Origin of the sequence: Methylobacterium sp. WL1 (assembly GCF_008000895.1) — a bacterium.
Classification (GTDB): domain Bacteria; phylum Pseudomonadota; class Alphaproteobacteria; order Rhizobiales; family Beijerinckiaceae; genus Methylobacterium.
In genome coordinates this window covers 3,236,403-3,262,351 of record NZ_CP042823.1, presented here as the reverse complement: position 1 = coordinate 3,262,351, position 25,949 = coordinate 3,236,403, and the positions used below count along the sequence as shown (strand labels likewise).

The window sequence follows — 25,949 nt, the reverse complement described above, 5'->3', positions numbered from 1 at the left end:
GCAGGCCAGATGGGCGCTCAGGCCAGGAAGGCCGGCTCGTCCCGGGCCAGGACCCGCTTGACGCTTTCGAGGTGCAGGCGCGCGCTCTCGGCGCGGCCGGCGGCTTCCTGAGCGGCCACGCGCTTCACGATCTCCTCGGGGACGGTTTTGATTGTGCGGCCCGTGCTCATGGCGAGCACCTGTGCCTGGGCGGCGCGCTCCAGGTAGTAGAGGTCGTCCCAAGCTTCCGCGATGGTCTCGCCCAGCACCATGACGCCGTGGTTCTTCAGGAACACCACGTCGGCCACGCCGGCACTTCGGGCGATCCGTTCGCCCTCGCTCGCGTCGAGCGCCAGCCCGTTGTAATCCTCATCCACGGCGATACGGCCGTAGAATCGCAGGGCGGTCTGCCCGGCCCAGAGCAGCGGCTGCCCCTCCAGCATGGCCAGCGCCGTCGCGTAGGGCATGTGGGTGTGGAAGGCGGCCCGGGCGTTCGGCTTCAGCCGGTGCAACTCGGCATGGATGTGGAAGGCCGTCGCCTCGGGCTGGCCGTCGCCCTCGACCACGTTGCCGTGGAAATCGCACAGCAGCAGGCTCGACGCCGTCACCTCGGCGAAAGCCAGGCCGTAGGGGTTGACCAGGAACAGGTCCGGACGCTCCGGCAGCACAGCCGAGAAGTGGTTGCAGATCCCCTCTTCGAGGTCGTTGCGCGCGGCCCAGCGCAGGCAGGCCGCCAAATCGATGCGGGCGCGGCGGACGCTGTCCGCGTTCAGGGGCTCGTTGGCGCGCACGGGGGGCGTTCCAGAGGCTGTGACGGCGTGCGCCATGCGGGAAGGCTCTCTCTATCTCGGTTCGGATCCGGGCCGCCGGAATCAGGCAGACCGGTATGATACGCTGTCGCGCGGCCCTGCGGACCATTGTTGCGTGGCTACCATCAGGCTTGCCCGTCGGTGACGCCGCCGACGAGGTTGAGCCCGAGCAGGAAATCGGAGGCGAAATCCGTGCGCACCACCGGATCACGCCCCACCGTCTCCCGCAACGCTTCGCGTTCGGCCCGGCGGGCCGCCACCGCCTCGGCCACGGTGACGCTGCGGAACGACAGCGTGGTCCCGCCCTGCGCCTGGGCGAGGCGCCCGAGATCCGGCCCGATCACGGTGGCGATCTTCGGATAGCCGCCGGTTGATTGCCGGTCCGCCATCAGGATGATCGGCAGGCCGTTGCCGGGCACCTGGATCGCCCCCATCGCCACCCCGTCCGAGACGATGTCGTAGCCCTTGGCGTGCTTGAGCGGCGTTCCGTCGAGGAAGCAGGCCATGCGGTCGCCGCGCGGCGAGACGGTCCAGGGGCCGGCCAGGAAGGCATCGATCTGGTCGGAGGCGAAATAGTCGTCCTGCGGGCCGAGCACGACCCGGATTTCCATCGGATCGCGGTCGAGCCAGGGCGCGATCAGCCGGTAGAGCGCGGCTTCGCCGGGCCGGGCCTCGGCCACGGGAAGGCGGTCGCCTGCGGCCAGCCCGCGACCGTCCAAGCCGCCGAGGCCGGACCGGGTGTGGGTCGCGGTCGATCCGAGCACCGGCGCCACGTCGAGGCGCCCCTGCACGGCAAGGTAGCCCCAGGCGCCGGACGAGCCGGCGCGCACCGTCAGCGTCCGGCCCGGCTCCAGGGTCAGCGCGACCGCGTCGGGAAGGGGAACGCCGTCGAGGGTGATCCGGAAACTCCGGGAGACCATGGCGATGCCGAGCGGCCCGCCGTCGGCCGTGACGGTGAGGCCGCCGGTGGAGACCTCGATGGCGGTGGCGTCCAGGGGATTGCCCGCCGCGCGGTTGGCGGTGGCGTGCATCAGCGGGTCCATCGGGCCCGCGGCCGTGATGCCGTAGCGCAGGTAGCCGTGCCGGCCGCCATCCTGCAGCGTCACGCCGGGCCCGGCGGCCTCGATGACGAGGGCGGTCATCGATCGGCCTCCCCACGGCGGGCGACCGGCTCGCCCGCCGCCTCCCGGGCGGTCAGGGCATCGAAGGTCGCGACGTCCACGGCCTCGAACCGGATCAGGTCGCCGGCACCGACGAAGAAGCTCTCGCTGCGCTCCGGGGCGTAGAGCCGGGCCGGAGTGGCGCCGATCACGTACCAGCCCGTGGGCATCGGCACGGTGGCCACTGCGGCCAGGCCTCCGCCGACCACCACGGCGTTTTTCGGATGCGGGGGCCGCGGGCTCGCGCGCCTGGGTACCGCGAGGGTCTTGGGCAGGCCGCCGAGATAGGCGAAGCCCGGTGCGAATCCGTACATGTAGACCCGGTAGGTGGCTCCGGCATGGGTCGCCACCACGGCGTCGGCGGAGAGCCCGGTGCGTTCGGCGACCTGCGCGATGTCCTCACCGTGGGGCGCGTCGTAGCAGCAGGGCAGCGTCCAGAGGGTCGGCGTGCCGACACGGGCGACGGCGCCGGCGACCAGCGCCCGCACTCGCTCCGCCAGCGTCTCACGGTCGAGCACCAGCGGATCGTAGTGGAGCATCAGGGAGCGGTAGGTCGGCACGCGCTCGCGCAATCCCTCCGGCGGATCGGCGCCGAGGGCGTCGTCGAGCGCCAGGACCCGGTCGCTGATCGTGGGATCGACGGTGCTGCCGAATTCGACCACCAGCGCTGCCTCACCGGAATCCAGCAGCCGCGGTTCGCTCACCGCGTCGCTCATGGGCGGAACGGCGCCAGGGTCACGCCGGCGCCTTCCAGGCGGGCGCGCACCGCCCGGGCCGTGGCGACCGCGTGCGCGGAATCCCCGTGGACGCAGATCGAGCGGATCGGCGTCGGCAGGGACTTGCCCGAGGCGGTGAGGATCGCCCCGCCCTCGACCATGCGGAAGACCCGGTCTGCGGCCGCATCGGCCTCGGTGATCAGCGCGCCGGGCCGGTCGCGCGGGATGAGCAGGCCAGCCTCGGTGTACCCGCGATCGGCGAAGATTTCCTGGTGGACCTCGAGCCCGCATGCCTCGCCCGCCGCGACCTGGGCGGTGAGTGCGATGGCCAGCAGTGCCAGGTCCCGATCGACCGCCCGGACTGCCCTGGCGATCGCGTCGGCGACGGCCCGGTCCTCGGCGGCCAGGTTGGCCAGCGCGCCGTGCGCCTTCACGTAGGTGACCCGGTGGCCGGCATAGGCGCCGAGCGCCTGCGCGGCGCCGACCTGGTAGGCGACGAGCCGTTCGATCTCGGGCGGGGTGAACGGCATGCGCCGCCGTCCGAAGCCCCAGAGGTCCGGAAAGCCCGGATGGGCGCCGACCGCCACGCCGCGCGCCTTGGCCAGCGCGAAGGTGCTGGCCATGATCTCGGGATCGCCCGCGTGCAGGCCGCAGGCGACGTTGGCGGAAGTGACGATGCCGAGGATCGCCGCATCGTCACCGCAGGCGTAGGTGCCGTAGCCCTCGCCGAGATCGGAATTCAGGTCCACGCTGGCCAACGGACTCGTCCCTTCCTGCTGCGTACCGCTCCGGGCAGGCAGGCCTGGAGGGCGGCCCGCATCGCGACCGGATCACGCTCCTTCCACACCGCCGACGCTCAGAAGTCGAGAGCGCTAGGCCGGCTGGAAGCGCGAGAGCACGAGCAAGGCCGATGCCGCGTGGTCATTTCCAGCGTGCCGGAAGCCTTTCGCGCGCAGCACAGATCTCGGGGGCAGATCTCGGTGGCGCAGGTTCAAGGGTGCCGGCCGGATGCGGGCTGCGCGATGAGGCGTCGGCCCAGCAAAGCAAGGGTCGCGCGTCGACCGAGCTTCATCATCGGATAGAGCAGGCGCGCGCGGGACGGGCTGCGTAGCAGCCACGATAGGGCGCGGCCGATCCGGCCCCGATCCTCGCTAAGGGTCGAGAGCAGGACCAAGGCGTCCGGGCCGTAATACAGGGTCCGGCCGTGGCGGACGACCATGCCGTTGTCGAGGTCGTAACCGCGCCGGGTCAGGTCCTCGACCACCGGGCCGCCCTCCCGGGCATCGACTAGTGCCACGGTGCCGACCGACCGGCGCAGGGCCATCAGGCGCACGTAGTTGCTGCAGAACGGGCATTCGCCGTCGTAGACGACCGTGAGAGCTGCGTCGGTCATGGCTTCAGATCGATCCGATGCTCGGCTTCCGAGACCAGCCTGCGGACCGGCACGCCATCCTGCAGGCTGAGGCAGACCGATTCACGCCGATAGATGTAGGCGACGATGTCGTGCAGGCCCACGCCGTCGAAGCTCGCTCCGTGCTGGAGCGGGACGAAGAAGTGATGCGGGTAGAATGCATGGGGGAACGACCCCAGCCTGTCGGCAATTCCAGTGACCAGTCGGTGATAGCCGCCGATGTAGGCATCGACCGCGGGCCGATCGATCTCGATCTTGGCGAGGTCTTGCCCGGCGCCGTCCCGGGCGGTGAGGACCGGCACGTCGCAGGACAGCGACGCGACGACTTTCCGGTAGACCTGGGTTCCGCCATTCGGGTTGTCGAGGGCGAAGGCGGTCTCCGCATCCGGCGATCCGTAGGCCATGTGGGCGAAGGGATACGAGTAGAAGGTGAAGAAGTTCGTCGGGACGTAGTGGCGCCCGCCGTCCTTATCGACCGCCTGGAAGTACAACTTATTATTCGCTGCGGTGTCGTACCAGCCGAGCCGCGCCTGAGTCATGAAGCTGTTGTCGCTCAGGATGAACAGCACCGAGAGCACCCCGACCATCAGCGGCGGCCGCTGGTAATGCCGGCTGATCACCACGGCGCCGATCGCCAGGTTCAGCAGGATCCACGGGGCGAAATTGGCGCCCATGACGACCACGATGGACAGGTGCATCGCGTCGAAGCCGAGCAGCAGGATAACGAGCCAGCGCCGCGGCATCAGGATGCCGACCAGGGCCGCCCCTTGTCCGACCAGGATGAGCGTGTTCGTGAGGGGCCCGGCATGACTCAGGATCGCCCGCATGCCTTCCACCAGCCAGGCCCAGCTCGCGTAGAAGACGTGGTTGTTGTCGAGGCCGACGCTGAACAGTTTTCCTGGGTCGTTCGCGAGCAGCCAGGATGTCGGGCCGGCATCCAGCGTCACCTTGGCCAGGAAGGATGAGTAGTAGTTCCCGAGGTGGATGCTGATCGCGGCGGCGATGAGAACCTTCGAGAACAGCGCACCGGCGGTGGCAATGTCGGTCCTGGCGGCAGCGGGCATGCCCGGCGATGCGCTCACGCGGGCCGTGAGGGCGATGACGCCGAGACCGGCCAGCAGGCAGAAGCTGACCTCCGCCAGGGGCACGACGTCGATGATGTGTCCGTGCCAGAGCCCCGTCACCCGGCTGACGGCGAGCTTGCTCCAAACCAGGTAGGCCGCGCCCACCACGCCGAGCGACGGCCAGCGCAGGCACAGGATCCCGCAGGCCACGGCGGCGATCCAGAGGCCCACGAGGGCGCCCAGCGTCGCCATCGCCTTGAAGCCCTGCTCGACCACCGGGAACAGCGGGTAATGCACGAGGGCGTAGGCCCCGGAGATCACGCCGATCAATTGGAGCAGCCGGACGGCGGCGGTGTCGGAGGCGGCGTAGGTCTGCCGCAGCATCGCGGCCGCCAGCAACAGCGGCAGCACGATAATGTAGTAGTTGTTCCGCTCGTCGACGATCCGCGACAGCTTGATCACCATCAGGAGCGCGGTGATCTGCGCGAGCAGGATCAAATACGGCCGGGCCTGCGCCAGCGAGAACGGTCCGGCCAGCCAGGATTCTCGGACCGTGAAGGTCTTGGTCGGATCCGAACTCGAGAGAGATCTGCCCATCGTCACGCTTCGCTGCCGGAGTGTGATGGCGGCCGCAGCGGCAGTGCGGCGACCGGGTTGCGTTCGATGGCGCGGTGGTGGCCCTCGACGCTTCGGCAATCAGAGTGTCATGGTTCGGGCGCGGGCCAAGGGTACGGTCGGCGCCGTATGCCTACGTCTTTCGTTTGTATTGCTGGCTTCGTCGCCGAGCCCCGGCACTGGAAGAGGGCGGCCACGGCATCCTCGCCGCGCGGCGGCCTGTTCTTCGCTCATCCGAATGGATCGTCGGCGCTCTGCGTCCTTCGAAAACGCTGAACGGAGTGAGCGCCGGGCAGCGCAGGCCGAATCCGGAGGCTGCACCGCAGCGAGCGACGTGCCGTGGCCGAGGATCCCGCACGCGAGGACGCGAAGTGGGCGACCGGATGCCCTGAAGACCGTTGTCGAGAACGGCGCTGCAGCCGCCTCTATTGCGGGGACATCGTGGAGTAGGGCGAGACTTCGTCGACGAACACCGTCTGGCCCGTCATGCGCGCCGTCAAAAAACGGCGCCGGGCCGCCAGCAGCGGCTGGAACAGGCGATTGCTCTTCAGGACGCCGCCGAACCGGGACCCGGATGTGAAGACCGTCGATTCGAACGGTTTTATCGAGACCGGGTTCGGCGACATCACCCGGGCCCGGGCGATAGCCTGGCGCTCGAAGAAGTATTCCCAGTTGTCGGCAGCCGCCACGACCGGCCGGTTCACCTTCAGGATGCCTTCTGCCGCCTGCCGCGTGATCACGTAGGCGGCCGTCGTTCCGAGCCCTGCCATGTTCATGGGCAGGCACAGCCGGTAGTCGCCGATCGAATCGGCGTTCACGGTGCTGAAGGCGGCGCGATGCTGCGGCCGATTGTAGAGGAGGACGACATCGCCCCGGCGCAGGGTCGCCTCGACCCGGACCAAGATGTCGTGGATGTCCGGCGGCAACACCGCGTCGTCTTCGACGATGAGGGCCCAGGGTAACCTGCGATCGATCATGGATTCGTAGGCGGCCAGGTGCGAGAGGGCGCAGCCCACCTGTCCCGGGCTCAGATCGGATCCCGGCGACGCGTCACGGCCGGCCACCGACCCGTCGATACCCAGAATTTCGAAATCCGCCCCCCAGACCGTATGGAGATGCCGGGTAATATAGGCATGTCTCTCGCGAAACCGCGGGATCGATATTGCAATGCAGCACATTGTACCAGCCTTTGATTTAGAATCATGCGCTGAATTTAACAAACTTGCAAACACATTTTGCGGTCGAATTCAGTAATCATTGTTTAAAAGTTTCGCCCTGCGCTGACGTTTCCGCACGCGGACTCTGCTGGGATGAACGCCTCGTCGAATTAGCCGGAGCGGAAAAGCGGGAAAATGATTTTCTAGTCAAGATCCGGGGATCGCAAGATTTATGAAACGTCATCCACGTGTATCTTCGAGAAATATTCGCGTGATCCGGAATTAGATTGCATACGAAGTGCGGACGATACGCTGCGCATCCTGCTTCCGCCTATGCGGCAGCTTCGGACTGGTAGGGGTAGGCCCCTGCTTCCAGCCGGACTGATCGTCGATCAGGCCGTCGGCCGTTGCCGCAGGACCGGAAGGATCGCCGCCAGCAGGAACTGATGCATCCCGTGATTCATGAACAACGGGCACTCGAAGCAAATGAAGACCACGAGCTGCGCGAGGAACAGGATCGGCCAGGCTTCGACATAGCCCGGAGACCGGGTGAAGTGCGCGATGACGCGACGTGCCGTATCGAGCAAGACGCCCGTGAAAATGATCAGGCCGACGACGCCGAATGCCACCGCAACGTCGATGAAGTTGTTGTGGAAGAACCAGAGCTTCTGCTTCGTGGTGAAGTGGAGGTAGGGCGCCGTGGTGATCGGGCTTTCCCAGTAGGCTTTGTAGCCGATCCCGACGAGGGGCTCCCGCCAGAACTGATCGATGCCGAACTGCCAGAGGATGGTGCGGCCGGTCAGGGTCGTGTCCTTGCCGAGGTCCGAGAGCAGGCTGGCGGAGAGGTCCGCTCCGTAGGTCGGGGCGACCAGGATGCCGATTCCCGCGAGCGCGATGGCAAGCCCGAGGCAGAAGCCCGTCACCAGGTTACCCTGTCGCCACGCCATGACCACGCAGAGTGGGGAGAGCCCCACTGCGCCGGCCACCAGGGCGGTGGCGGAATGGGACGAGACCAGCAGCATCACGGCGCCCAGGAAGGCCGCCCCGGTCAGGAGTCGGTGCCAGCCCTGGAGGAACAGGCAGGCGGCACAGAGGAGCTGGAGACTCATCAGGCTCCCGAGCACGTTCTTGTGCGAGTAGACCCCGGACCATTCCCCGCTGAGGCCGCGGGTCATGCCGGGGGCGGCAACGCCCAGCACCAGCGACAGGATCTGCCCGCCCAGCAGCCCGAGGAAGACGATCCTGACGACGCCCGATAGCCCCATCGTGGCGCGCAACGCGATCCCCGCCACGACCGTGGCGAGCAGCTGGAGGCCGTGATAGGCCGAGATGTCCGGGGTCAGCGACCATGCCGCCGACATCACGGCGAGCGCCGGCCAAAACAGGATGACGGGCCGGCTGCCGAACAGCGTGCTGGCAAGATCGCGCCGTAAGACCAGGAAGGCGAGAGCCGCCAGGTCGGCGCCCAGCCAGACCGCCTTATCCAGACCCGGGAGCTTGACCTGCTCGCCGCTGATCGGCGCGAGCAGGATTAGCAGGACCCAGAGTATCGCAGCGGGCTCGAGCCGCGGCAGACCGTGGGCGCCGAGCCGGCGGCGCGACGGGCGGGCGACATGCCAAGCACCACGCTCATCGAGCCCGCCGGTTGGAAGCCAGGCCGATCCGGTCTCGTCCGGTCCGAAACCCGCCATGTCTCGACGAAACGCCATCGCCCTCAGCCTTCGACGTCCCGAGCGCTCCGCGCCGACGCATGGCCGAGGCTCCCGACGGCTTCGCTTGGAGGCGAACCGTCAGCCGGTCCAATTCCGCCAAACGAGGTAGGCCGGTCCAGCCGGCCCCGCGCTGAACGCCGACGACAGGGAGGCGCCCCGGATTTGGGACGGACGGATGCACGCCGCTGTGGTCGGCGTGGACCGACTCCACCCTGCTCGCCAGCGTCGGTGCGATCGGCGGGTGGGAGCGACCAGTGAATCAAACCGAGCCCCGGCCAGGATCCCGGTTCCGCCATTGACGAAAGCACGCCCGCACAATAGATGATGAACATCATTTTTGCGAAGGATCGGATCGATGTGGAGGCGGGCCATGGACGTGAGATGGATGCTCGCGCTTTCCGCATCGGCGCTGGTGGGCTGCTCGCCGGCCGAGACTGCCGTGCCTCAGGAACCTCCGCTGGTGCAGACCGTCGAGGTCGTCCCGGGAACGAAGGGGGTCGCGCGCTACACCGGCGTCGTCCGGGCCCGCACGGAGAGCAATCTCGGGTTCCGGGTCGGCGGGAAGATCTTCGAACGCCTCGTCGATCCGGGGGATCATGTCCGGATCGGGCAGCCCCTGATGCGTCTGGACCGGACCGACTTCACCCTGGCGCTCAACGCAGCGCGCGCCTCCGTCGAGGCCGCGCGCGCCCAGATGATCAAGGCCAAGGCCGACGAGGAGCGTAGTCGCAAGCTGGTCGGCGACGGATGGACCTCGAAGCAGACCTACGACCAGAACAAGGCGGCGGCAGATGCCGCCATCGCCCAGTTCGCCAACGCCGAGGCCCAGGCGAGCCAGGTTTCCAACCAGGCCGGCTATTCCGAACTCCAGGCGGATGCCGATGGCGTCGTGATGGAGGTCCCGACCGAACCCGGTCAGGTGGTCGCCGCCGGCCAGACCGTCGTCAAGCTGGCGCGCGATGGTGCCCGCGAGGCGGAGGTCTTCCTGCCGGAGGCGAGCCGCCACTTGGCGCGGGGCACCGCCTCGGCGACGCTCTACGCAGAGGGCGAGGCGACCTATCCGGCACGGCTGCGCGAACTGTCGGCTACCGCCGACGCGGCCACCCGGACCTACCGGGCGCGCTACATCCTGTCCGGCGGCGGCGAGGACGCGCCGCTGGGCGCGACCGTGACGCTCCGGCTCAAGCCGGCGGAAACCGGACGTTCCGCATCGGTCGAGGTGCCGCTCGGGGCCCTGTTCGACCAGGGGCAGGGCTCGGCGGTCTGGAAGTTCGATGCCGGCACGAAGACGGTCTCCGCCCAACCGGTCTCGGTCGCGCGCATGTCCGAGGAAGAGGCCGAGGTCGTGTCCGGCCTCAACCCCGGCGACCGCATCGTGTCGCTCGGCGCGCATCTCCTGAAGGCGGGAGAGAGCGTGCGCCAAGCGCCCCCGACCCTGACGGGAGTCGCCCGATGACCGGCTTCAACCTCTCCGCCCTGGCGGTCCGCGAGCGGGCCGTCACGCTCTTCCTTATCATCGCGGTGACGGCCGCCGGCTTCTTCGCCTTCCAGAAGCTCGGCCGCGCCGAGGATCCGGCCTTCACGGTCAAGACGATGTCCGTCTCGGCCGCCTGGCCCGGCGCCACCACCGACGAGATGCAGCGGCAGGTGGCCGACCCCCTGGAAAAGCGCCTGCAGGAACTCGTCTACTACGACCGCGTCGAGACCACGGTTCGGCCGGGCCTCATGCTGATGAAGGTCTACTTCAAGGACAGCATGCCGCCGGCCAAGCTCCAGTCGGAGTTCTACCAGGCCCGCAAGAAGCTGTCCGATCAGGCGTCCACCCTGCCGCGCGGCGTGATGGGCCCGCTGTTCAACGACGAGTTCTCGGACGTCTACTTCGCGCTCTATGCCCTCCAGGCCCAGGGTCTGCCGCACCGGCACCTCGTGCTGAAGGCTGAGGATCTGCGCCAGCGTCTGCTGCGGGTGCCGGGGATCGAGAAGATCAACATCCTGGGTGAGCAGACGCAGAAGATCTTCGTCGAGATCTCCTATCAGCGTCTCGCCACGCTCGGCATCACCGGCCAGCAGCTCCTGTCCGCGCTGGCCAACCAGAACGACGTGACCCCGGCAGGCTTCGTCGAGACCGCCGGGCCCCGGGTCTACCTGCGGCTCGACGGTGCCATCGACAGCTTGGACGTCCTGCGGAACCTGCCGGTGAGCGCGGGCGACCGCAGCCTCAAGCTCGGCGACATCGCCGAGGTAAAGCGCGGCTACGAGGATCCGAAGGTCTTCGCGATCCGCAATGACGGCGAGCCGGCTCTGATGCTCGGCCTCGTGATGAAGCCCGGCTTTAACGGGTTGCAGCTCGGCGAAGCGTTGAACGCCGAGGAGGTCGCGATCCATCACGCGTTGCCGACCGGCATCACGTTCACGAAGATCACCGACCAGGCCAAGGTTATCGACGACGCCATCCACGAGTTCATGGTGAAGTTCTTCACGGCGCTGTCCGTGGTGATCGTGGTCAGTCTCGTCGCCCTCGGGTTCAGGGTCGGCATCGTCGTGGCGCTCGCCGTTCCTATCACCCTCGCCGCCGTGTTCGTGGTGATGATGGTCACCGGGCGGGATTTCGACCGCATCACCCTCGGGGCGCTGATCATCTCGCTCGGCCTGCTCGTGGACGACGCCATCATCGCCATCGAGATGATGGTGGTGCGCATGGAGGAGGGGGCCGACCGCATCGAGGCGGCCACCCATGCCTGGAGCGCCACCGCCGCGCCGATGCTCACCGGCACGCTCGTCACCATCGCGGGGTTCCTACCCGTGGGCTTCGCCGCTTCCACGGCGGGCGAATACGCCGGCAACATCTTCTGGGTGGTCGGCTTCTCGCTGATCATCTCCTGGATCGTGGCCGTGACCTTCACGCCCTATCTCGGCGTCAAGCTCCTGCCCAATATCAAGACGGTGGAAGGCGGCCACGAGGCGATCTACGCGACGCGGAACTACCAGCGCCTGCGTCGGATCGTGCGGGCCTCCGTCGACCACAAGTGGATGGCGGCCGGCATCACCGTGGCGCTGTTTGCGGTGGCAGTGGTCGGCATGGGCAAGGTCGAGAAGCAGTTCTTCCCGAACTCGGAGCGCCCGGAACTCATCGTCGAGGTGACCCTGCCGACGGGCACAGCCTTCGCGACCACGGAGGCCAGCGTGAAGAAGGTCGAGGCGGCCGTGCGTCAGCTGCCCGAGGCGCGCGAGATCACCAGCTACATCGGCCAGGGCATGCCCCGCTTCGTGCTCTCCTTCGACCCGGAGCTGCCCGACCCCGCCTTCGCGCAGATCGTTGTGCAGACCGCTGACGCCGCAGCCCGTGACGCGCTTCGGCTCAAGGTCCGCAAGCTTGTGAGCGACGGCCTCTTCCCCGAGGCGCGCGTGCGCGTGCTGCAGATCGTGTTCGGGCCGCCCATCCGCTTTCCGGTCGCCTTCCGCGTGGTCGGGCCCGATCTCGACGTCATCCGCGGTATCGCGGCCGAGGTCGCCGACGCCATGGCCTCCAACCCGAACATGCGGCTGGTGCACCTGGATTGGGGTGACAAGACTCCGAGCCTGCACCTTGTCCTCGACCAGGAGCGCCTGCGCCTGATCGGCCTGACCCCTAAGGAGGCCGGCCAGCAACTGCAGAGCTACCTCAACGGGACGCCCGCGACCCAGGTCCGCGAGAACCTGCGCTCCGTCGACGTGCTCCTGCGCAGCCCCGGACCGGAGCGCCGCTCGCTCGGCGAGATCGGCGACCTCACGCTGGCCACCCATGACGGACGCCAGGTCCCACTGTCCCAGGTGGCGCATCTGGAGAGCCGCAACGAGGATGCGGTGCTCAAGCGCTACAATCGCGAGACCTACATCCGGGTGCAGGGCGACGTGCTCGACGGCAAGCAGCCGCCGGACATCCACGCGCAGGTGCTGCCGCTCCTCGACCCGATCAAGGCGAAGCTGCCGCCGGGCTACCGGATCGACACCGCCGGTGCCGTGGAGGAGAGCGCCAAGGCGATGAACGCGCTGGTGGCGGTCTTCCCCCTGATGCTGATCGTGACGCTGACGGTCATCATGCTGCAGGTGCGGTCGTTCTCGACCATGTTCATGGTGTTCGCGACCGCACCGCTGGGCCTCGTCGGGGCGGTCCCCACGCTGTTGATCTTCCAGCAGCCGTTTGGATTCAACGCGATCCTGGGATTGATCGCGCTGTCGGGCATCCTCATGCGCAACACGCTGATCCTGGTGGATCAAATCCACCACGACCGCGCCTCCGGCCTGTCGGATTACGAGGCCATCGTGGAATCCACCGTGCGGCGGGCGCGGCCCGTAATCCTCACGGCGGCTGCCGCGATGCTGGCCTTCATCCCGCTGACGCACTCGGTGTTCTGGGGGGCGCTCGCCTACGTCCTGATCGGCGGCGTCGGCGTGGGCACGCTCCTCACGCTGCTGTTCCTGCCGGCGCTCTATGCCTTGTGGTTCCGGGTGGCGCGGGAACCCCGCACGGGCCGCGCCGCCGGCTCCGGCGCGGTGCTGGTTCGGTCCGGGGGGTAGCCCGGACTTTCAGGATCGCGCGTTCGGCAGCGAACGTGCGGTCGGCCGGCCGGCCTGCATTGATGCCCCCCTCCGCAGGCCGGTCGATCGAAATCGTCAATCCCTGTCGCCGAGCTCGCGGCTCAGTGGCCGGACCCCATCGAAAGCCAGCCTGTCCCGCCCTTCTTTAGATGATGAAACGCATTTATATCGGTCTCAGGAACGCCGAAGGATCAGGTCATGCCCAGAGTTTCCCAAGAGCAGGCCAAGCTCAACCGCCGCCGCGTCGTCGAGGTCGCTGCGTCGCTGTTCCGGGAACGCGGCCTCCATGGCGTCGGGGTCGCCGACATCATGGCGTCGGCCGGCCTCACCCATGGCGGGTTCTACGGTCAGTTCTCCAACAAGGAGGCCCTTGCCGCGGAGGCGTTCGACAGCGCGCTCGACGAGGAATACCGCGGGAGCCTCGACACCCTCATCGCCAACTACCTGTCCCTCACGCATGTCCGTTCACCCGGTATGGGATGCCCTCTCGCGGCCCTGGCGAACGACGTGGCCCGGGAGCCGCGGGGCGGTCCTGTCCGGGCGCGGTTCACCCAGGGCGTCGAGCGCATGGCCACCATCCTCGCAGGCCTTACGCCCAGGGGAGCCAAGGAGCGCCGCAGGCAACGGTCTCTGGCGACGCTGTCGACGATCGTCGGTGCCGTCGTGTTGGCGCGAGCAGTCGACGACGAGGCTCTCGCGAGCGAACTGATCCGGGCAGCGCAGGCTGCCGTCACCGGATAACGTCGGCCAGGCCGGGACGGCCCGCATTTTTTTGCGAGTGCGTCCTCATCGCCTGAACGCGCGACCGTGCCGATCCTGGCCGGACCCGCAGGTGCCGCGCGACGTCCGCGGCGTACCCAGGACTCCGCCAGAGGATAACGATGCGCGAACGAATCGTGGTCACGGGAATGGGCGTCGTCTCCCCGCTCGGCTGCAGCGTCGAAGGGATGTGGCGCCGGCTCGTCGGATCCGAATCCGGTGTTCGGCGCTTGCCGGACGACCTCGTCCCCGACATCGACGCGAAGGTCGCCGGGCTCGTGCCGTCCCGGGACGAGGATCCGGACGGGTTCGATCCGGGCGCCCTCATCCCGGTCAAGGACCTCCGCAAGATGGACCGGTTCATCCAGTTCACGTTGACGGCGGCGGAACAGGCCCTTCGGCAGTCGGGCTGGAAACCCTCCAGCGAGTGGGAGCGCGTCCGCACCGCGACCATCGTGGCCTCCGGCATCGGAGGCTTCCAGACCATCACGGACGCTGTGGAGACCGTGCGCACCCGCGGCGCGCAGCGCCTGTCGCCGTTCACGGTGCCGGCCTTCCTGGTCAACCTGGCCGCCGGCCATGTCTCCATCCGCTACGGCTTCAAGGGACCGCTCGGGGCTCCCGTCACCGCCTGCGCGGCGAGCGTCCAAGCCATCGGGGATGCGGTGCGCCTGATTCGCGCCGGCGACGCCGATGTCGTCGTCTGTGGCGGTGCCGAGGCCTGCGTCACACGCGTCGCGCTCGGCGGCTTCGCCGCGGCGCGCAGCCTCTCGACGGCGTTCAACGACACGCCAGCCGCCGCGTCGCGGCCCTTCGACCGAAGCCGCGACGGCTTCGTCATGGGTGAGGGCGCCGGCATCCTCGTGCTGGAAACTCTGACGCACGCGCAGGCGCGTGGCGCCGTCCCGCTGGCCGAACTGGTCGGGTACGGCACAAGCGCCGACGCCTACCACCTCACCGCCGGTCCCGCGGATGGCAGCGGCGCCCGCCAGGCGATCACCACGGCCCTGGCCATGGCAGGGCTGGAACCCGCCGCCATCGGCTACGTCAACGCGCACGCGACCGCGACGTCGGTCGGCGATTCGGGGGAGCTGGCGGCGCTCAAGTCCGTCTTCGGCGAGGACGGTCCGGCCATTTCCTCGACGAAGTCCGCAACCGGCCACCTCCTCGGCGCCGCCGGCGGTCTGGAGGCGATCATCACGGTGCAGGCATTGCGCGAGGGCGTCTTGCCGCCCACCCTCAATCTGACCGATCCCGACGCGGGCGCGTCAGGCCTGGACCTCATCGGACCGGAGGCTCGGCGGGCCTCTGTGGACTACGCGCTTTCGAACGGTTTCGGGTTCGGGGGTGTCAACGCCAGTATCATCCTCAAGCGGATGAACTCTTTTTGAAAGTCGACTTACAGATACTAATAAACTAAGAGGCCATACACGGGTGTTCGGAGCTTATTCCAATCTCGCATGAATCCAGACGAAGTCTACGGGTTGTACGGTGCTGTCGCCGGGGAGAGAGGCTCCATCAATAAGGACTTCGTGTTTCATCCGTATCGCGCGCAAATCAGCCTGCGTTGCGCTGCAGGCCTTGGCAAACCCGCACATCGTGTCGAACCGGTTGCTGAGCGCATTCAGGCAACGAAAAACCCGCCAAGTCACTGACCGGGCGGGCTGAATTCGATGGCTGGGGGACCTGGATTCGAACCAGGACTAGAGGAGTCAGAGTCCACCGTTCTACCGTTAAACTATCCCCCATCGCGTCGGTAGGCCCAAGGTCGGCACGACCGAACAACGTCCGCGCCGACATGGCGGCTCGGGCGTGGGCGGTGAGATAGGCGGAATGCGGTGGCAGGTCAACCGCTCGTTCTGCGGTTGACGCGGCGCCCGGGGCAGCCATAACCGGGGGGCCGCAGGCGCGGCCGGGAAGGGTGGCCGAGTGGTTTAAGGCAGCGGTCTTGAAAACCGCCGTGGGGGCAACTCTACCGTGGGTTCGAATCCCACCCCTTCCGCCGCCGCGCCTTCCTGCGAAGCGGTTTCGCCGCTCTGGACATACGGTGCGTCGGCTCGCGCGACGGATCCAAAGTGGTCCGATGCGCATGATAACGAAGTCCAGCCTCGGATTTACGCGCCCTTAAGGATGCATTCGCAATCTCCGCGCGACGGGAGGGCGCGGAATGCTCGATCAGTATGGCGGGCGGGCACGCGGTGCTGCGTCGGGGGCGGCTGCCATGCGCAGCCTCACGAAGGCTCGGGACCATCGCGCGTCAGGGCGCTTCGATCGGGCCGAATCGAGCCTGCGCCGTTTGCTCGATGCCGAGCCGAACCATCCCGAAGCGCATTACGAACTCGGCCAGATCGCCGCCAGCCGCACGCCCGAGAAGGCTGTGGCCCATTTCGTCACGGCGCTGCGGGGCGCCCCGGAGCGACCGGGCTACTGGCTGGCGCTCGCCACCGCGCTGCTGGCCGTCGAACGGCAGCCCGATGCGCGCGCGATCCTTGAGCGCTACAAGGCGCAAGGCTTCGGGCCCGAGGCGCAGCCGCTCATCGCGGCGTTCCTGGAGCGTACCTTCGCGGCGGCGCAGATCCGCTACGATCACGGCGAGTTCCTGCCGGCGGAGGCCCTGCTCGACCTGGTTCTGCTCCTCGACGACAGCCACGCGCACGCAACCTATCTCGCCGGCGCCATCGCGGCCCGGACGAACCGGCCCGAACTGGCCTACGACCTGATCAGCATCGCGCTCTACCGCGAGCCGGAGAACCCGCTGTTCTTCAGCGGGCTCAGCTCCGTGCTGACCAACCGCGGCGACCATGACGGCGCCATCTCGGCGCTCGAGAAGGCCCTCGAGCTCGATCCCGATCTCGCGATCGCGCATGCCAACATCGCCGGCGTCTACCAGCGGCGCTTCCGCTACGGCGAAGCCCTGCGGCATGCCGAGCGGGCGATCGTGCTGGAGCCCGAGAATGCCGGCGCGCACAGCAACCGCGGCAGTGCTCTGCTAGCCCTCGGGCGCCTGGGCGAGGCCGTGGAGGCGTTCGACCGCGCCCTCGATCTCGACCCGTCCAAGCTGTTCGTCGCCTCCAACCGCCTGTTCGCCAAGCTCTACGCGGCGGATATCCCGCACACGGAATACGCCGACGATGCGCTGGCCTATGGCCGCCGCTACGCGGATCCGTTGCTGCGCCGCCGCCCCTTCGCCAACGATCGCGACCCGGAGCGCCGGCTGCGCATCGGCTTCGTCTCTGGCGATCTCTGCAACCACGCCCTGGTCCGCTTCTTCGAGCCCTACCTGCGCGCCGTCGACCGGGAGGCCTTCTCGATACAGGCCTACATGACCCACGCGAGCGAGGACGCGATTTCCGAGCGACTCAAGCCGCTGTTCGACGGCTGGACCAACCTCGCCTGCCTGGACGACGACGCTGCGGCCGACCGGATCGAGGCCGACGCCATCGACATCCTGGTCGATCTCTCCGGGCACAGCGCCGGCAACCGTCTGCTCGTGTTCGCGCGCAAGCCCGCGCCGGTCCAGGCGACCTGGATCGGGCATCCCGGCACCACCGGGCTGGCGGCCATCGACTACCGCATGACCGACCCGATCACGGACCCGCCCGGCCTAGCCGAGCCCCTGCACGCGGAGCGGCTCTGGCGCCTGCCGCGGGTCACGGCGACCTACAGGGGCGTCGACGACCTGCCGCCCGTCCGCGAGCGCGCGCCTTTCGAGGATGCGGGATACATCACCTTCGGCTGCTTCAACCGCCTGACCAAGGTGTGCGACGCGGCCCTGAAGACCTGGGCCGACATCCTGCTGGCGGTGCCTGACGCGCGTCTGTTCATGGTGGTGGGCGATATCGGAACCGCGGAAGTCCGCGAGGCGGTCGATACGCGCCTCGCCGCGGCGGGGATGCCCCTCGATCGGGTGGTCTTCCAGCCTCGGGTCAACACCGGTTACCACGAACTCTACCACCGGGTGGATATCGCCCTGGATCCGTACCCTTACAACGGCGGCACGACGAGCTACGACACCCTGTCGATGGGGGTGCCGTTCGTGACCCTGCGTGGCGCACACGCGGCGGCACGCACGGGCGTTTCGGTACTCACGGCGATGGACCTTCCCGATCTGATCGCCGACACTGAGGACGCCTACGTCGCGATCGCCCGGGATCTGGCCACGGATCCGGAGCGCCTTCGCGGGATCCGGAGCGGGCTTCGCGAGCGTCTGCACGGCAGCGCGCTCATGGACCACGCCAGCTTGGCCGAGGATGTCGCGGTGGCGTTCCGGGGCATGTGGCGCTGCTGGCTTTCCGGCGCGCAGGTCTGATCGTACACTCGGGACCGGGCTTCGCCGATAGCCCGCTGACGATCCGGGTCTCCGGGCCCCGCGTGATGGCTGCGCTGCGACGTGGCGCCCTCCCGTCCTGCGTTGTTGCGATGGGCGCAATGGATCGGTTCCCCTATGCGAGGCTGAGTGCCTCCGCGCGCGGCTCCAAGTCCTGGATTCGATGCGCTGGCTGACGCCGAACCGGTATCCACCTGAGCGGCGAGCGCTCGGAGATCGAACTGTTGGAAGCGCAGGCCTTGCACCGCCGGTTGTTTGGACGAGCCGGCAATGGCTCACGACCGTGACGCCCAGAGCACCAGGAGCCGACGTTTGGATTTTCGATGCTCTGGGAATGGTATCCAGAACAAGGACGGAATTGGGCTGCGCCGTATCGATTTGGGAAAACAAATACTACTATGAAAATAACTGCTAGAAAGAGTGCGTTTCACCGTAACGATTTCGGTATTTGGTTCTGTAGGCCAAAGTATTCGACCTGTTGGTCCGAAAACAGTGCGTTTGATCAGTGTCGGATCAATATTTTTAACCATGCCGCACGGAAACATTTTTTCAGAGATCGAATTAATTGCTCGGCAAGCGGTTGGACGATACATCGCAGGAGCCGCCAATAAGACGGCTTCTCGATCAAAAGGATCGTCCCGATGTCTTCCAACGTCACCCTCACCGCCGCCACCCGCCAGAACCTGCTCTCGCTGCAGGATACGGCCTCGCTGACCGCGACCACCCAGAACCGGCTCTCCACCGGCCTGAAGGTTTCCTCGGCGCTCGACAACCCGGTGAGCTTCTTTACTTCGCAGTCCCTCAGCCAGCGCTCGGGTGACCTCGGCAACCTGCTCGACGGTATCTCGAACGGGATCCAGTCGATCCAGGCCGCCAACCAGGGCATCACCTCGATCCAGAAGCTGGTCGATCAGGCCAAGTCGGTCGCCAACCAGGCGCTGTCCACCCAGATCACCACCACCGGTACCGCCTCGACCGCCTACTCGGCCCCGGCCGCCGCCACCACCTTGAACCTCTACGTCAACGGCTCCGCGACCACCGTCGCGCTGGCCTCGACCGACACCCTCGACCAGGCCCTGACCAAGCTCAACACCGCGGTCGGCGCCGGCAGCTTCTCGAAGAGCACGGACGGCACCAAGATCGTGATGAACGCGTCCTCGGACGTGGAATTCAAGACCTCGGCCGACCAGACCGCACTCGGCTTCTCGGGCGGCACGGCGTCCTCCGGCCCGACCTACGGCACCACCGCCGCAGCCGGCCAGAGCTCGGACCTCAGCGTGTCGGGTGTGACGGCCCGGGCGACGCTCGCCTCGCAGTACAACAGCCTGCTGACCCAGATCGATCAGCTGGCCGGCGATTCGAGCTTCAACGGCACGAACCTAATCAACGGCAAGGGCGACAACAACAACCTGACGATCAACTTCAACCCGAAGGGCAACTCGAACCTCACGGTCAGCGCGACCGACGAGACCTCGAGCGGTCTGGGGTTGACCTCGATCACCAGCAGCTCGGCGAAGACGTCGACGATCGGGCAGGGCAACTTCCTCCTCAATTCCGACATCAACACGACGCTGGGCAAGCTGACGACCGCCTCCAGCCAGCTGCGTACCGACGCCTCGACCTTCGGTTCGAACCTGTCGGTGGTGCAGAACCGTCAGGACTTCAGCAAGAACCTGATCAACGTGCTCGATACCGGCGCGTCGAACCTGACCTCGGCTGATCTGAACCAGGAGGCTGCGAACTCGCAGGCCCTGTCCACCCGTCAGTCGCTGGGCATCTCGGCCCTGTCGCTGGCGAACCAGGCGCAGCAGGGTATCCTGCAGCTCCTGCGGTAAGCCTCGGCTCACGCATGGTCGGAACGGCCGGGGCCTCGCCCCGGCCGTTTCCGTTTGTACCGCGTCCGGTTCTGTCCGGATGCGGACGCCGTCAGGTTCGCCTGCCGGGTGTCGCCCCCGCCCGGCGGAGCGCGTCCGCGAGGGCGCCGCCCGTCTCCGCGGGCGGACCGGAGCCCATCCGCTTCGGGTCCGGCGACGGATCGCTGGGGCGCCGCACCGGCGGGCCGGGCTCGATCGGATCATCGAGCCGCATCGACAGGGCGATGCGCTTGCGCGGAACGTCGACGCTGAGCACCAGCACCCGGACTACCTCGCCGGTCCGGACCACCTCGGTAGGAGAGGCGATGCGACGGCGCGCCATCGCGGAGATGTGGACGAGACCGTCCTGGTGGACGCCGATATCCACGAAGGCGCCGAAGGCCGCGACGTTCGTAACGACGCCTTCGAGCTGCATGCCGGGGCGGAGGTCGCCGATGCTCTCGACGCCCTCCTCGAAGCTCGCCGTCCGGAAGGCCGGACGCGGATCGCGGCCGGGCTTCTCCAGCTCGCTGATGATGTCGCGCACGGTGGGGGTGCCGAAGCGCGCATCCGCGAAGGTTTCGGGGGAAAGCTGGCTCAGGGTCGCGGCATTGCCCAGCAGCACCCGGATGTCGCTCTTGGTCGCCTGCAAAATCCGCCGCACCACGGGGTAGGATTCCGGGTGGACGCCCGAGGCATCGAGGGGATCGTCTCCGCCCTGGATGCGCAGGAAGCCGGCAGCCAGCTCGAACGTCTTGGGTCCGAGGCCCTGGACTGCCTTGAGCGCCGTGCGCGTCCGGAACGCGCCGTTCGCGTCGCGATGCGCCACGATCCTGTCGGCCATCGACGTACCGAGGCCGGAGACCTGCGCGAGCAGGGCCGGGGAGGCGGTATTCACATCGACGCCCACCGCGTTCACCGCGTCCTCGACCACCGCCGAGAGTTGCCGCGACAGCTTCGTCTCGCTGATGTCGTGCTGGTACTGCCCGACTCCGATCGATTTCGGGTCGATCTTCACCAGTTCGGCGAGGGGATCCTGCAGTCGGCGGGCGATCGACGCGGCGCCGCGATGGGACACGTCGAGGTCGGGCAGTTCCCGTGAGGCGATCTCCGAGGCCGAGTAGACCGAGGCGCCGGCCTCCGACACCGTGACCTTGGCGAGCGTCAGGTCAGGATTGGCCGCCACGATCTCGGAGGCGAGCCGCTCGGTCTCCCGGGAAGCTGTGCCGTTGCCGATGGCGATCAACTCGACCTTGTGCGTGCGGCAGAGGCGTCCGAGGCTCGCGACCGCCTCCTTCCAGCGCCGCTGCGGCTCGTGCGGATAGGTGGTCTCCACCGCCACGATCCGCCCGGTCCGGTCCGCGACCGCGACCTTCACGCCGTTCCGGTAGCCCGGATCGAGCCCCAACGTCGCCCGGCCGCCCGCGGGGGCTGCGAGCAGCAGATCCTTCAGGTTGCCGGCGAAGACCTTCACGGCCTCGTCCTCGGCGCGCTCGAACAGTCGGGTCCGCAGATCCTGCTTGATCCCGGTGCGAATCTTGGTGCGCCAGGCGACCCGCACGACGTCCAGCAGCCAGGCATCGGACGGCCGGCCCCGCGCGGCGATGCGGTGCCGGCTGCAGATCGCGGTCTCGAACGGGCCGGGGCGGCCGGGCTCACATTCCTCACCGTCGGCGGTGAGGGCGACGTCCAGGATGCCCTCACGTTCTCCGCGAAAGATCGCCAGGATCCTGTGCGAAGGCATCCGCTCGAGGCGCTCGCTCCATTCGAAGTAATCCGAGAACTTCGCGCCTTCCGCGGCCTTACCCTTGCGGATCTTCGACGTTAGCTGGCCGCTCCGCCAGAAATCCGCGCGTAAGCGGCCGACCAGATCGGCATCCTCCGCGAGGTGCTCGATCAGGATCGCCCTGGCGCCCTCCAGGGCGGCTTCGGTGTCGGCGATGCCCGTCTCGGCGGACACGAACGCCGCAGCTGCGCGCTCGGGGGCGGTGTCGGGCTTGGTCAGCAGGGTCTGGGCCAGAGGCTCGAGCCCGGCCTCCCGGGCCGTCTGCGCCTTGGAGCGGCGCTTCGGCTTGAACGGCAGGTAGAGGTCTTCGAGGCGCGCCTTGGTGTCGGCAGCGTCGAGGGCGGCGGCGAGCGCCGGGGTCAGCTTCCCCTGGGCGCGCACGCTCGCCACGATGGCGGCCCGGCGGTCGTTGAGGTCGCGCAGGTAGACCAGCCGCTCGTCGAGCTTGCGCAACTGCGTGTCGTCGAGCCCCCCGGTATTTTCCTTACGGTAGCGTGCGATGAACGGAACCGTCGCACCGCCGTCGAGGAGCGCCACGGCTGCGGCGACCTGCGCCTCCCCGACCCCGAGTTCCTGGGCGATCAGCGCGTTCACGGATGTCATGCGGGCTCCGGCGGGCGAAGGGCGGGGCCCTGCCATAGCCGCCGCGCGGTCGGATGCAAGGCGCCGGGCAGGCGCCCGCCTTCATCGGCCGCGGCTCTGACGGTCTTTAAGGGCGTGCCCCGCCATCGGGGCACGCCCGCGCCCAAGGGGGGGATCAAGTTCGGGACGCGTGATTACGACGATGGTCTTGCGATCGAACGGCAGAGTGGCAGCGGCTCTACGGTATCCCGAAACATGTCCAGCGCCGTCGCCGCGAAAACATCTCCGATGGCGCTGCGGATGACCCGAGGTATGAGGCTGACCCGGTCGTCCATTGATCCGCCGCAACCCGTCATCACCCCGTCGTCGATTGGTGCCGGAATCGGGTCCGCTTGTTCTGGACTGGCGAGCAGCCCGTGCGCTTCGAGATTCGCGCCACCGACCGGACGCAGTGGACCTGGGTTCTCATGGACGAGACCGAGGAGCCCGTGGCCGAGTCGCGGCGGGACTTCCCGTCTCAGGCGCAGGCCACGGCGGCCGCGATGGCGTTCGCCCAGCTCGTGGCCCGGGCCGGGCGGCATCTCGCCGGCGCTCCCCGGGCCGGCGGCTTCCTGTAGCGCGCCGGGCGTCAGGCGCGGTGACGCAGCAATCCCATCACGCTCCAGCAGGCGATGAAGCAGCCGACGCCCATGGCGCCGAGGCAGCTGATGGTGCGCACCGGCTCTCCCCGGGCCAGCACGATGGCGAGGGCCAGGGGCAGCAGGAGGATCGCGAACACCAGGGTCATGGACAGCTCCGTTTGGGCTGAGCCGACCCTGGTCCTGAATGGTTAATCAGCCCTCACGCGGGCCATTCCGAATGTGCCGCCGCGGATGTGGGGCGCGGTCCTGCGTCGGCGAGCGGGTCGGAGTGGGCGCTCCACTGCAAGTGCCTCCGACCGTTATGCGGGCTACCGCGTCACGAGCCGTGAAACGCGTCGTCGCTCACCTGTTCCAGCCACGTCACGGCCTGACCGTCCAGCCGCTCCTGGATGGCGATATGGGTCATCGCCGTCGTCGCCGTGGCACCGTGCCAGTGCCTCTCACCGGGCTCGAACCAGACGACGTCGCCCGGCGCGACCTCCGCGATGGGACCGCCCTCGCGCTGGACCCAACCGCGCCCGAAAGTCACGATCAGCGTCTGGCCGAGAGGGTGCGTGTGCCACGCGGTCCGCGCACCCGGCTCGAAGGTCACGCTCGCCATGGCGACGCGTGCGGGATCGGGCGCATTGTGGAGCGGGTCGATCCGTACCGTCCCGGTGAACCACTCGGACGGTCCCGGGCCCGACGGCTGGCTTCCGCTGCGCTTGATGTCCATTCGATCGATCCTCCGTCGCCTCGAAACCGTTCCTCAGAGCGACCAACCGCCATCGACGGAAATCGACGCACCGGTCACGAACGCGCCGAGGTCGGAGCACATCCACAGGACGGCTTCCGCGATCTCCTCAGGCTTGCCGAGCCGCCCGACCGGCTCGAGGTCGATTGCCTTCTGGATATCGCCACCGGTGAAACGGTCCATCATCGGCGTCTCGATGTTCCCAGGCAGGACGGCGTTCACCCGGATGTTCGATTTCGCGTAATCGAGGGCGGCCGACTTGGTCAGCCCGATCAGGGCATGCTTGGACGCGGCGTAGCTCGCCCCACCCGCGACGCCCCGGATGCCCGCGCCGGACGCGGTGTTGACCACCACGCCGCCGCCCTGGCGCAGCATCTGCGCGATCTCGTGCTTCATGCACATGAACGTGCCGCGCAGGTTGATGGCGAGGATCCGGTCCCACGCGTCGAGGTCGATCCGGTGGACCGGAGCGGCCGTGTTCTCGACGCCCGCGTTGTTGAAGGCGCAGTCGAGCCGGCCGAACCGCTCGACCGTGCCGGCCACCGCGTTTTCCACGTCCTCCGGCACTGACACGTCGCAGCGGATCGCCAGCACTTCGCCGCCGCCCGCTTCGATTGCGCCGCGAACCTGTTCCAGCGGAGCCTCCGTGCGGTCGGTGATCGCGACGCGCGCGCCCTCCTGCGCAAAGGCGAGCGCGGCGGCGCGGCCGATGCCGCTGGCAGCACCCGTGATGAAGGCGACCTTTCCGGTGAAACGGCGCATGTCTCTATCTTTCCGCTGACCTCGATGAGGTGCCTGACCTAGACCCCGCGCGGGTCGCCGGTCAGCCGTCCCTTCCTCATCGGAACGATGAGTCGAACTCATCGCCGGGCGGCGCGGCCTCTACAGGCCGAGCGGTTTCACTGCGCGGATCAGGTCCAGGAGGAGCCGCAATCCGGTCGGGAGCTGGCGGCGTCCGGGATAGTAGAGGTGGAAGCCCGCGCCCGTCGGGACCCAGTCCGCCAGCACGATCCGCAGCTCGCCTCGGGCCACGGCGGGTCCGACGCAGGGCTCTGGAAGATACGCGAGGCCGCCACCTGCCACCGCGAGCGTGAGGGCGAAGTGCGTGTTGTCGATCGTCACCGCGCCCGGAACGTCGATCGCGAACCCCTCGGACCCCTTCTCGAACTCCCACCGGTAGAGGCTCTCGTCGCCGAGGCGAATGCGCAGGCACCGGTGTGCCAAGAGGTCGGACGGATGATCGGGCGTCCCATGCCGGTCGAGATAGCCAGGAGCGCCGACCACCACCCAGCGCAGATCGGCCGACAGGCGTTGCGCGACCATGTCCTGGGGCACCGTTCCGCCATAGCGGATGCCCGCATCGGCCCCGGTCTCCACGACGTCGAGCAGCTCGTTGGACACCCGGACGTCGATCTCCACCTGCGGATGACGCGCGTGGAACAGGGGTAGAACCGGGGCAAGCAGGAGCGTGCTCGCATGTTCGAGCACGTTGAGGCGGATCCGCCCCGTGGCCTCGGTCGGCTCACGGTGCCGGTTGAGCACGTCGAGGGCGCTTCCGATCGCCGCGAACGGTGCGTCCAGCGAAGCGAGCAGATCCTCGCCAGCCGCGGTCAGAGTCACGCTCCGGCTGGTGCGGTTGACGAGGCGCACGCCGAGGCGTGCCTCCATCGCCTTGAGTGCGTGACTCAAGGCAGACGCGCTGACGCCAAGCGCGAGGCCCGCCCGTCTGAAGCTACGGTGGCGCGCGATGGCGACGAAGGTTCCAAGGTCGGCGAGATCGGTCCGATTGATCCGCATCGTCTTGTCCCGAAGGCCTGCGGCCACCATTCGAGAACGGTTCTATCCGGGCGCGATCCGCAGGGCGCACACCTCCGCACCGCTCTCGTCCGTGACCCAGAACCGCCAATTCGGGCTGTCCCAGAATGTCCCGCCGAGATCCTTCAGCATTTCGGCGGCGGCGACCACCGCCTGGACGCGAGCTGCGTGCTGGTCCGCAAGCTCCAGACCGTCCTCATCGAGGCTGGTCACGTGATCCTGGTAGTGAAAGTAGTAGCGCGGCATCGGCAA

General features: G+C 68.0%; 21 protein-coding genes and 2 tRNA genes. 8 read left to right on the top strand and 15 right to left on the bottom strand.

Annotated elements, in window-relative coordinates:
- Positions 1-17: 17 nt before the first annotated feature.
- The 8 genes from FVA80_RS15885 to FVA80_RS15850 all read right to left on the bottom strand — a co-directional run bounded on the left by FVA80_RS15885 (position 18) and on the right by FVA80_RS15850 (position 8,620).
- Positions 18-806 (bottom strand): aldolase, encoded by a 789-nt coding sequence (locus FVA80_RS15885; RefSeq protein ID WP_147906803.1) that lies wholly within the window; start codon positions 804-806, stop codon positions 18-20.
- A gap of 107 nt (positions 807-913) precedes the next feature.
- Positions 914-1,930: a biotin-dependent carboxyltransferase family protein gene (locus FVA80_RS15880; RefSeq protein ID WP_147906804.1), complete on the bottom strand. Its 1,017-nt coding sequence runs from the start codon at positions 1,928-1,930 to the stop codon at positions 914-916.
- On the bottom strand, positions 1,927-2,664 hold the full coding sequence (locus FVA80_RS15875) for an allophanate hydrolase subunit 1 (protein WP_147906805.1): 738 nt from the start codon (positions 2,662-2,664) through the stop codon (positions 1,927-1,929). Before FVA80_RS15875 ends, FVA80_RS15880 begins: the two co-directional genes overlap by 4 nt.
- Complete coding sequence (locus tag FVA80_RS15870; RefSeq protein WP_147906806.1) at positions 2,661-3,422, bottom strand: 5-oxoprolinase subunit PxpA; 762 nt, start codon at positions 3,420-3,422, stop codon at positions 2,661-2,663. The genes FVA80_RS15875 and FVA80_RS15870 overlap by 4 nt, the downstream gene beginning before the upstream one ends.
- Before the next feature lie 233 nt (positions 3,423-3,655).
- Positions 3,656-4,057, bottom strand: a complete 402-nt coding sequence (locus tag FVA80_RS15865; RefSeq protein WP_147906807.1) for a DCC1-like thiol-disulfide oxidoreductase family protein — start codon at positions 4,055-4,057, stop codon at positions 3,656-3,658.
- Positions 4,054-5,736, bottom strand: a complete 1,683-nt coding sequence (locus FVA80_RS15860; protein WP_147906808.1) for a hypothetical protein — start codon at positions 5,734-5,736, stop codon at positions 4,054-4,056. The genes FVA80_RS15865 and FVA80_RS15860 overlap by 4 nt, the downstream gene beginning before the upstream one ends.
- A 443-nt stretch (positions 5,737-6,179) precedes the next feature.
- On the bottom strand, positions 6,180-6,818 hold the full coding sequence (locus FVA80_RS15855; protein ID WP_246691970.1) for a glycosyltransferase family 25 protein: 639 nt from the start codon (positions 6,816-6,818) through the stop codon (positions 6,180-6,182).
- Positions 6,819-7,303: 485 nt separating this feature from the next.
- Complete coding sequence (locus FVA80_RS15850; RefSeq protein ID WP_147906810.1) at positions 7,304-8,620, bottom strand: O-antigen ligase family protein; 1,317 nt, start codon at positions 8,618-8,620, stop codon at positions 7,304-7,306.
- A 373-nt stretch (positions 8,621-8,993) separates the two neighbouring features.
- Between FVA80_RS15850 and FVA80_RS15845 the strand changes: the two genes are divergently transcribed.
- The 4 genes from FVA80_RS15845 (at position 8,994) to fabF (ending at position 15,351) form a co-directional block, all read left to right on the top strand.
- The gene (locus FVA80_RS15845; RefSeq protein WP_147906811.1) at positions 8,994-10,079 is read left to right on the top strand and encodes an efflux RND transporter periplasmic adaptor subunit; all 1,086 of its coding nucleotides are present in this window, start codon (positions 8,994-8,996) and stop codon (positions 10,077-10,079) included.
- On the top strand, positions 10,076-13,180 hold the full coding sequence (locus FVA80_RS15840) for an efflux RND transporter permease subunit (protein ID WP_147906812.1): 3,105 nt from the start codon (positions 10,076-10,078) through the stop codon (positions 13,178-13,180). Before FVA80_RS15845 ends, FVA80_RS15840 begins: the two co-directional genes overlap by 4 nt.
- A 219-nt stretch (positions 13,181-13,399) precedes the next feature.
- Positions 13,400-13,942 (top strand): TetR/AcrR family transcriptional regulator, encoded by a 543-nt coding sequence (locus tag FVA80_RS15835; RefSeq protein WP_147906813.1) that lies wholly within the window; start codon positions 13,400-13,402, stop codon positions 13,940-13,942.
- Between the two features lie 140 nt (positions 13,943-14,082).
- Entirely contained in the window at positions 14,083-15,351 is a 1,269-nt protein-coding gene (gene fabF, locus FVA80_RS15830; RefSeq protein ID WP_147906814.1) for a beta-ketoacyl-ACP synthase II, read from the top strand.
- 283 nt (positions 15,352-15,634) lie between these two features.
- Here the strand turns inward: fabF and FVA80_RS15825 are convergent.
- Positions 15,635-15,708 (bottom strand) — tRNA-Gln (locus FVA80_RS15825).
- A 167-nt stretch (positions 15,709-15,875) separates the two neighbouring features.
- On the opposite strand from FVA80_RS15825, the gene FVA80_RS15820 reads away from it, so the two are divergent.
- From FVA80_RS15820 to FVA80_RS15810, 3 genes are all read left to right on the top strand, one after another.
- Positions 15,876-15,962, top strand: a tRNA-Ser gene (locus FVA80_RS15820).
- A gap of 219 nt (positions 15,963-16,181) precedes the next feature.
- The gene (locus FVA80_RS15815; RefSeq protein WP_246691969.1) at positions 16,182-18,269 is read left to right on the top strand and encodes a tetratricopeptide repeat protein; all 2,088 of its coding nucleotides are present in this window, start codon (positions 16,182-16,184) and stop codon (positions 18,267-18,269) included.
- Between the two features lie 659 nt (positions 18,270-18,928).
- Positions 18,929-20,122: a flagellin gene (locus FVA80_RS15810; protein ID WP_147906816.1), complete on the top strand. Its 1,194-nt coding sequence runs from the start codon at positions 18,929-18,931 to the stop codon at positions 20,120-20,122.
- A gap of 91 nt (positions 20,123-20,213) precedes the next feature.
- Here the strand turns inward: FVA80_RS15810 and FVA80_RS15805 are convergent, their stop codons facing one another.
- On the bottom strand, positions 20,214-22,529 hold the full coding sequence (locus FVA80_RS15805; RefSeq protein WP_147906817.1) for a Tex family protein: 2,316 nt from the start codon (positions 22,527-22,529) through the stop codon (positions 20,214-20,216).
- Positions 22,530-22,924: 395 nt separating this feature from the next.
- Between FVA80_RS15805 and FVA80_RS15800 the strand changes: the two genes are divergently transcribed.
- Positions 22,925-23,125, top strand: a complete 201-nt coding sequence (locus FVA80_RS15800; RefSeq protein WP_147906818.1) for a hypothetical protein — start codon at positions 22,925-22,927, stop codon at positions 23,123-23,125.
- Between the two features lie 11 nt (positions 23,126-23,136).
- Here the strand turns inward: FVA80_RS15800 and FVA80_RS30575 are convergent, their stop codons facing one another.
- The 5 genes from FVA80_RS30575 to FVA80_RS15780 all read right to left on the bottom strand — a co-directional run bounded on the left by FVA80_RS30575 (position 23,137) and on the right by FVA80_RS15780 (position 25,943).
- Complete coding sequence (locus tag FVA80_RS30575) at positions 23,137-23,295, bottom strand: hypothetical protein (protein WP_187193372.1); 159 nt, start codon at positions 23,293-23,295, stop codon at positions 23,137-23,139.
- 170 nt (positions 23,296-23,465) lie between these two features.
- Positions 23,466-23,864: a cupin domain-containing protein gene (locus tag FVA80_RS15795; protein WP_147906819.1), complete on the bottom strand. Its 399-nt coding sequence runs from the start codon at positions 23,862-23,864 to the stop codon at positions 23,466-23,468.
- Between the two features lie 33 nt (positions 23,865-23,897).
- Entirely contained in the window at positions 23,898-24,644 is a 747-nt protein-coding gene (locus FVA80_RS15790) for a glucose 1-dehydrogenase (RefSeq protein ID WP_147906820.1), read from the bottom strand.
- A 120-nt stretch (positions 24,645-24,764) separates the two neighbouring features.
- Positions 24,765-25,679, bottom strand: a complete 915-nt coding sequence (locus tag FVA80_RS15785) for a LysR family transcriptional regulator (protein WP_147906821.1) — start codon at positions 25,677-25,679, stop codon at positions 24,765-24,767.
- Between the two features lie 42 nt (positions 25,680-25,721).
- Positions 25,722-25,943 (bottom strand): hypothetical protein, encoded by a 222-nt coding sequence (locus FVA80_RS15780; protein WP_147906822.1) that lies wholly within the window; start codon positions 25,941-25,943, stop codon positions 25,722-25,724.
- Between the last annotated feature and the right edge of the window lie 6 nt (positions 25,944-25,949).

Bases quoted from the DNA above. Each gene is read 5' to 3' on its own strand.
- FVA80_RS15885 (WP_147906803.1), bottom strand. From the start codon at position 806: ATGGCGCACGCCGTCACAGCCTCTGGAACGCCCCCCGTGCGCGCCAAC.
- FVA80_RS15880 (WP_147906804.1), bottom strand. From the start codon at position 1,930: ATGACCGCCCTCGTCATCGAGGCCGCCGGGCCCGGCGTGACGCTGCAG.
- FVA80_RS15875 (WP_147906805.1), bottom strand. From the start codon at position 2,664: ATGAGCGACGCGGTGAGCGAACCGCGGCTGCTGGATTCCGGTGAGGCA.
- FVA80_RS15865 (WP_147906807.1), bottom strand. From the start codon at position 4,057: ATGACCGACGCAGCTCTCACGGTCGTCTACGACGGCGAATGCCCGTTC.
- FVA80_RS15860 (WP_147906808.1), bottom strand. From the start codon at position 5,736: ATGGGCAGATCTCTCTCGAGTTCGGATCCGACCAAGACCTTCACGGTC.
- FVA80_RS15850 (WP_147906810.1), bottom strand. From the start codon at position 8,620: ATGGCGTTTCGTCGAGACATGGCGGGTTTCGGACCGGACGAGACCGGA.
- FVA80_RS15845 (WP_147906811.1), top strand. From the start codon at position 8,994: ATGGACGTGAGATGGATGCTCGCGCTTTCCGCATCGGCGCTGGTGGGC.
- FVA80_RS15840 (WP_147906812.1), top strand. From the start codon at position 10,076: ATGACCGGCTTCAACCTCTCCGCCCTGGCGGTCCGCGAGCGGGCCGTC.
- FVA80_RS15835 (WP_147906813.1), top strand. From the start codon at position 13,400: ATGCCCAGAGTTTCCCAAGAGCAGGCCAAGCTCAACCGCCGCCGCGTC.
- fabF (WP_147906814.1), top strand. From the start codon at position 14,083: ATGCGCGAACGAATCGTGGTCACGGGAATGGGCGTCGTCTCCCCGCTC.
- FVA80_RS15815 (WP_246691969.1), top strand. From the start codon at position 16,182: ATGCGCAGCCTCACGAAGGCTCGGGACCATCGCGCGTCAGGGCGCTTC.
- FVA80_RS15810 (WP_147906816.1), top strand. From the start codon at position 18,929: ATGTCTTCCAACGTCACCCTCACCGCCGCCACCCGCCAGAACCTGCTC.
- FVA80_RS15805 (WP_147906817.1), bottom strand. From the start codon at position 22,529: ATGACATCCGTGAACGCGCTGATCGCCCAGGAACTCGGGGTCGGGGAG.
- FVA80_RS30575 (WP_187193372.1), bottom strand. From the start codon at position 23,295: ATGACCCTGGTGTTCGCGATCCTCCTGCTGCCCCTGGCCCTCGCCATC.
- FVA80_RS15795 (WP_147906819.1), bottom strand. From the start codon at position 23,864: ATGGACATCAAGCGCAGCGGAAGCCAGCCGTCGGGCCCGGGACCGTCC.
- FVA80_RS15790 (WP_147906820.1), bottom strand. From the start codon at position 24,644: ATGCGCCGTTTCACCGGAAAGGTCGCCTTCATCACGGGTGCTGCCAGC.
- FVA80_RS15785 (WP_147906821.1), bottom strand. From the start codon at position 25,679: ATGCGGATCAATCGGACCGATCTCGCCGACCTTGGAACCTTCGTCGCC.
- FVA80_RS15780 (WP_147906822.1), bottom strand. From the start codon at position 25,943: ATGCCGCGCTACTACTTTCACTACCAGGATCACGTGACCAGCCTCGAT.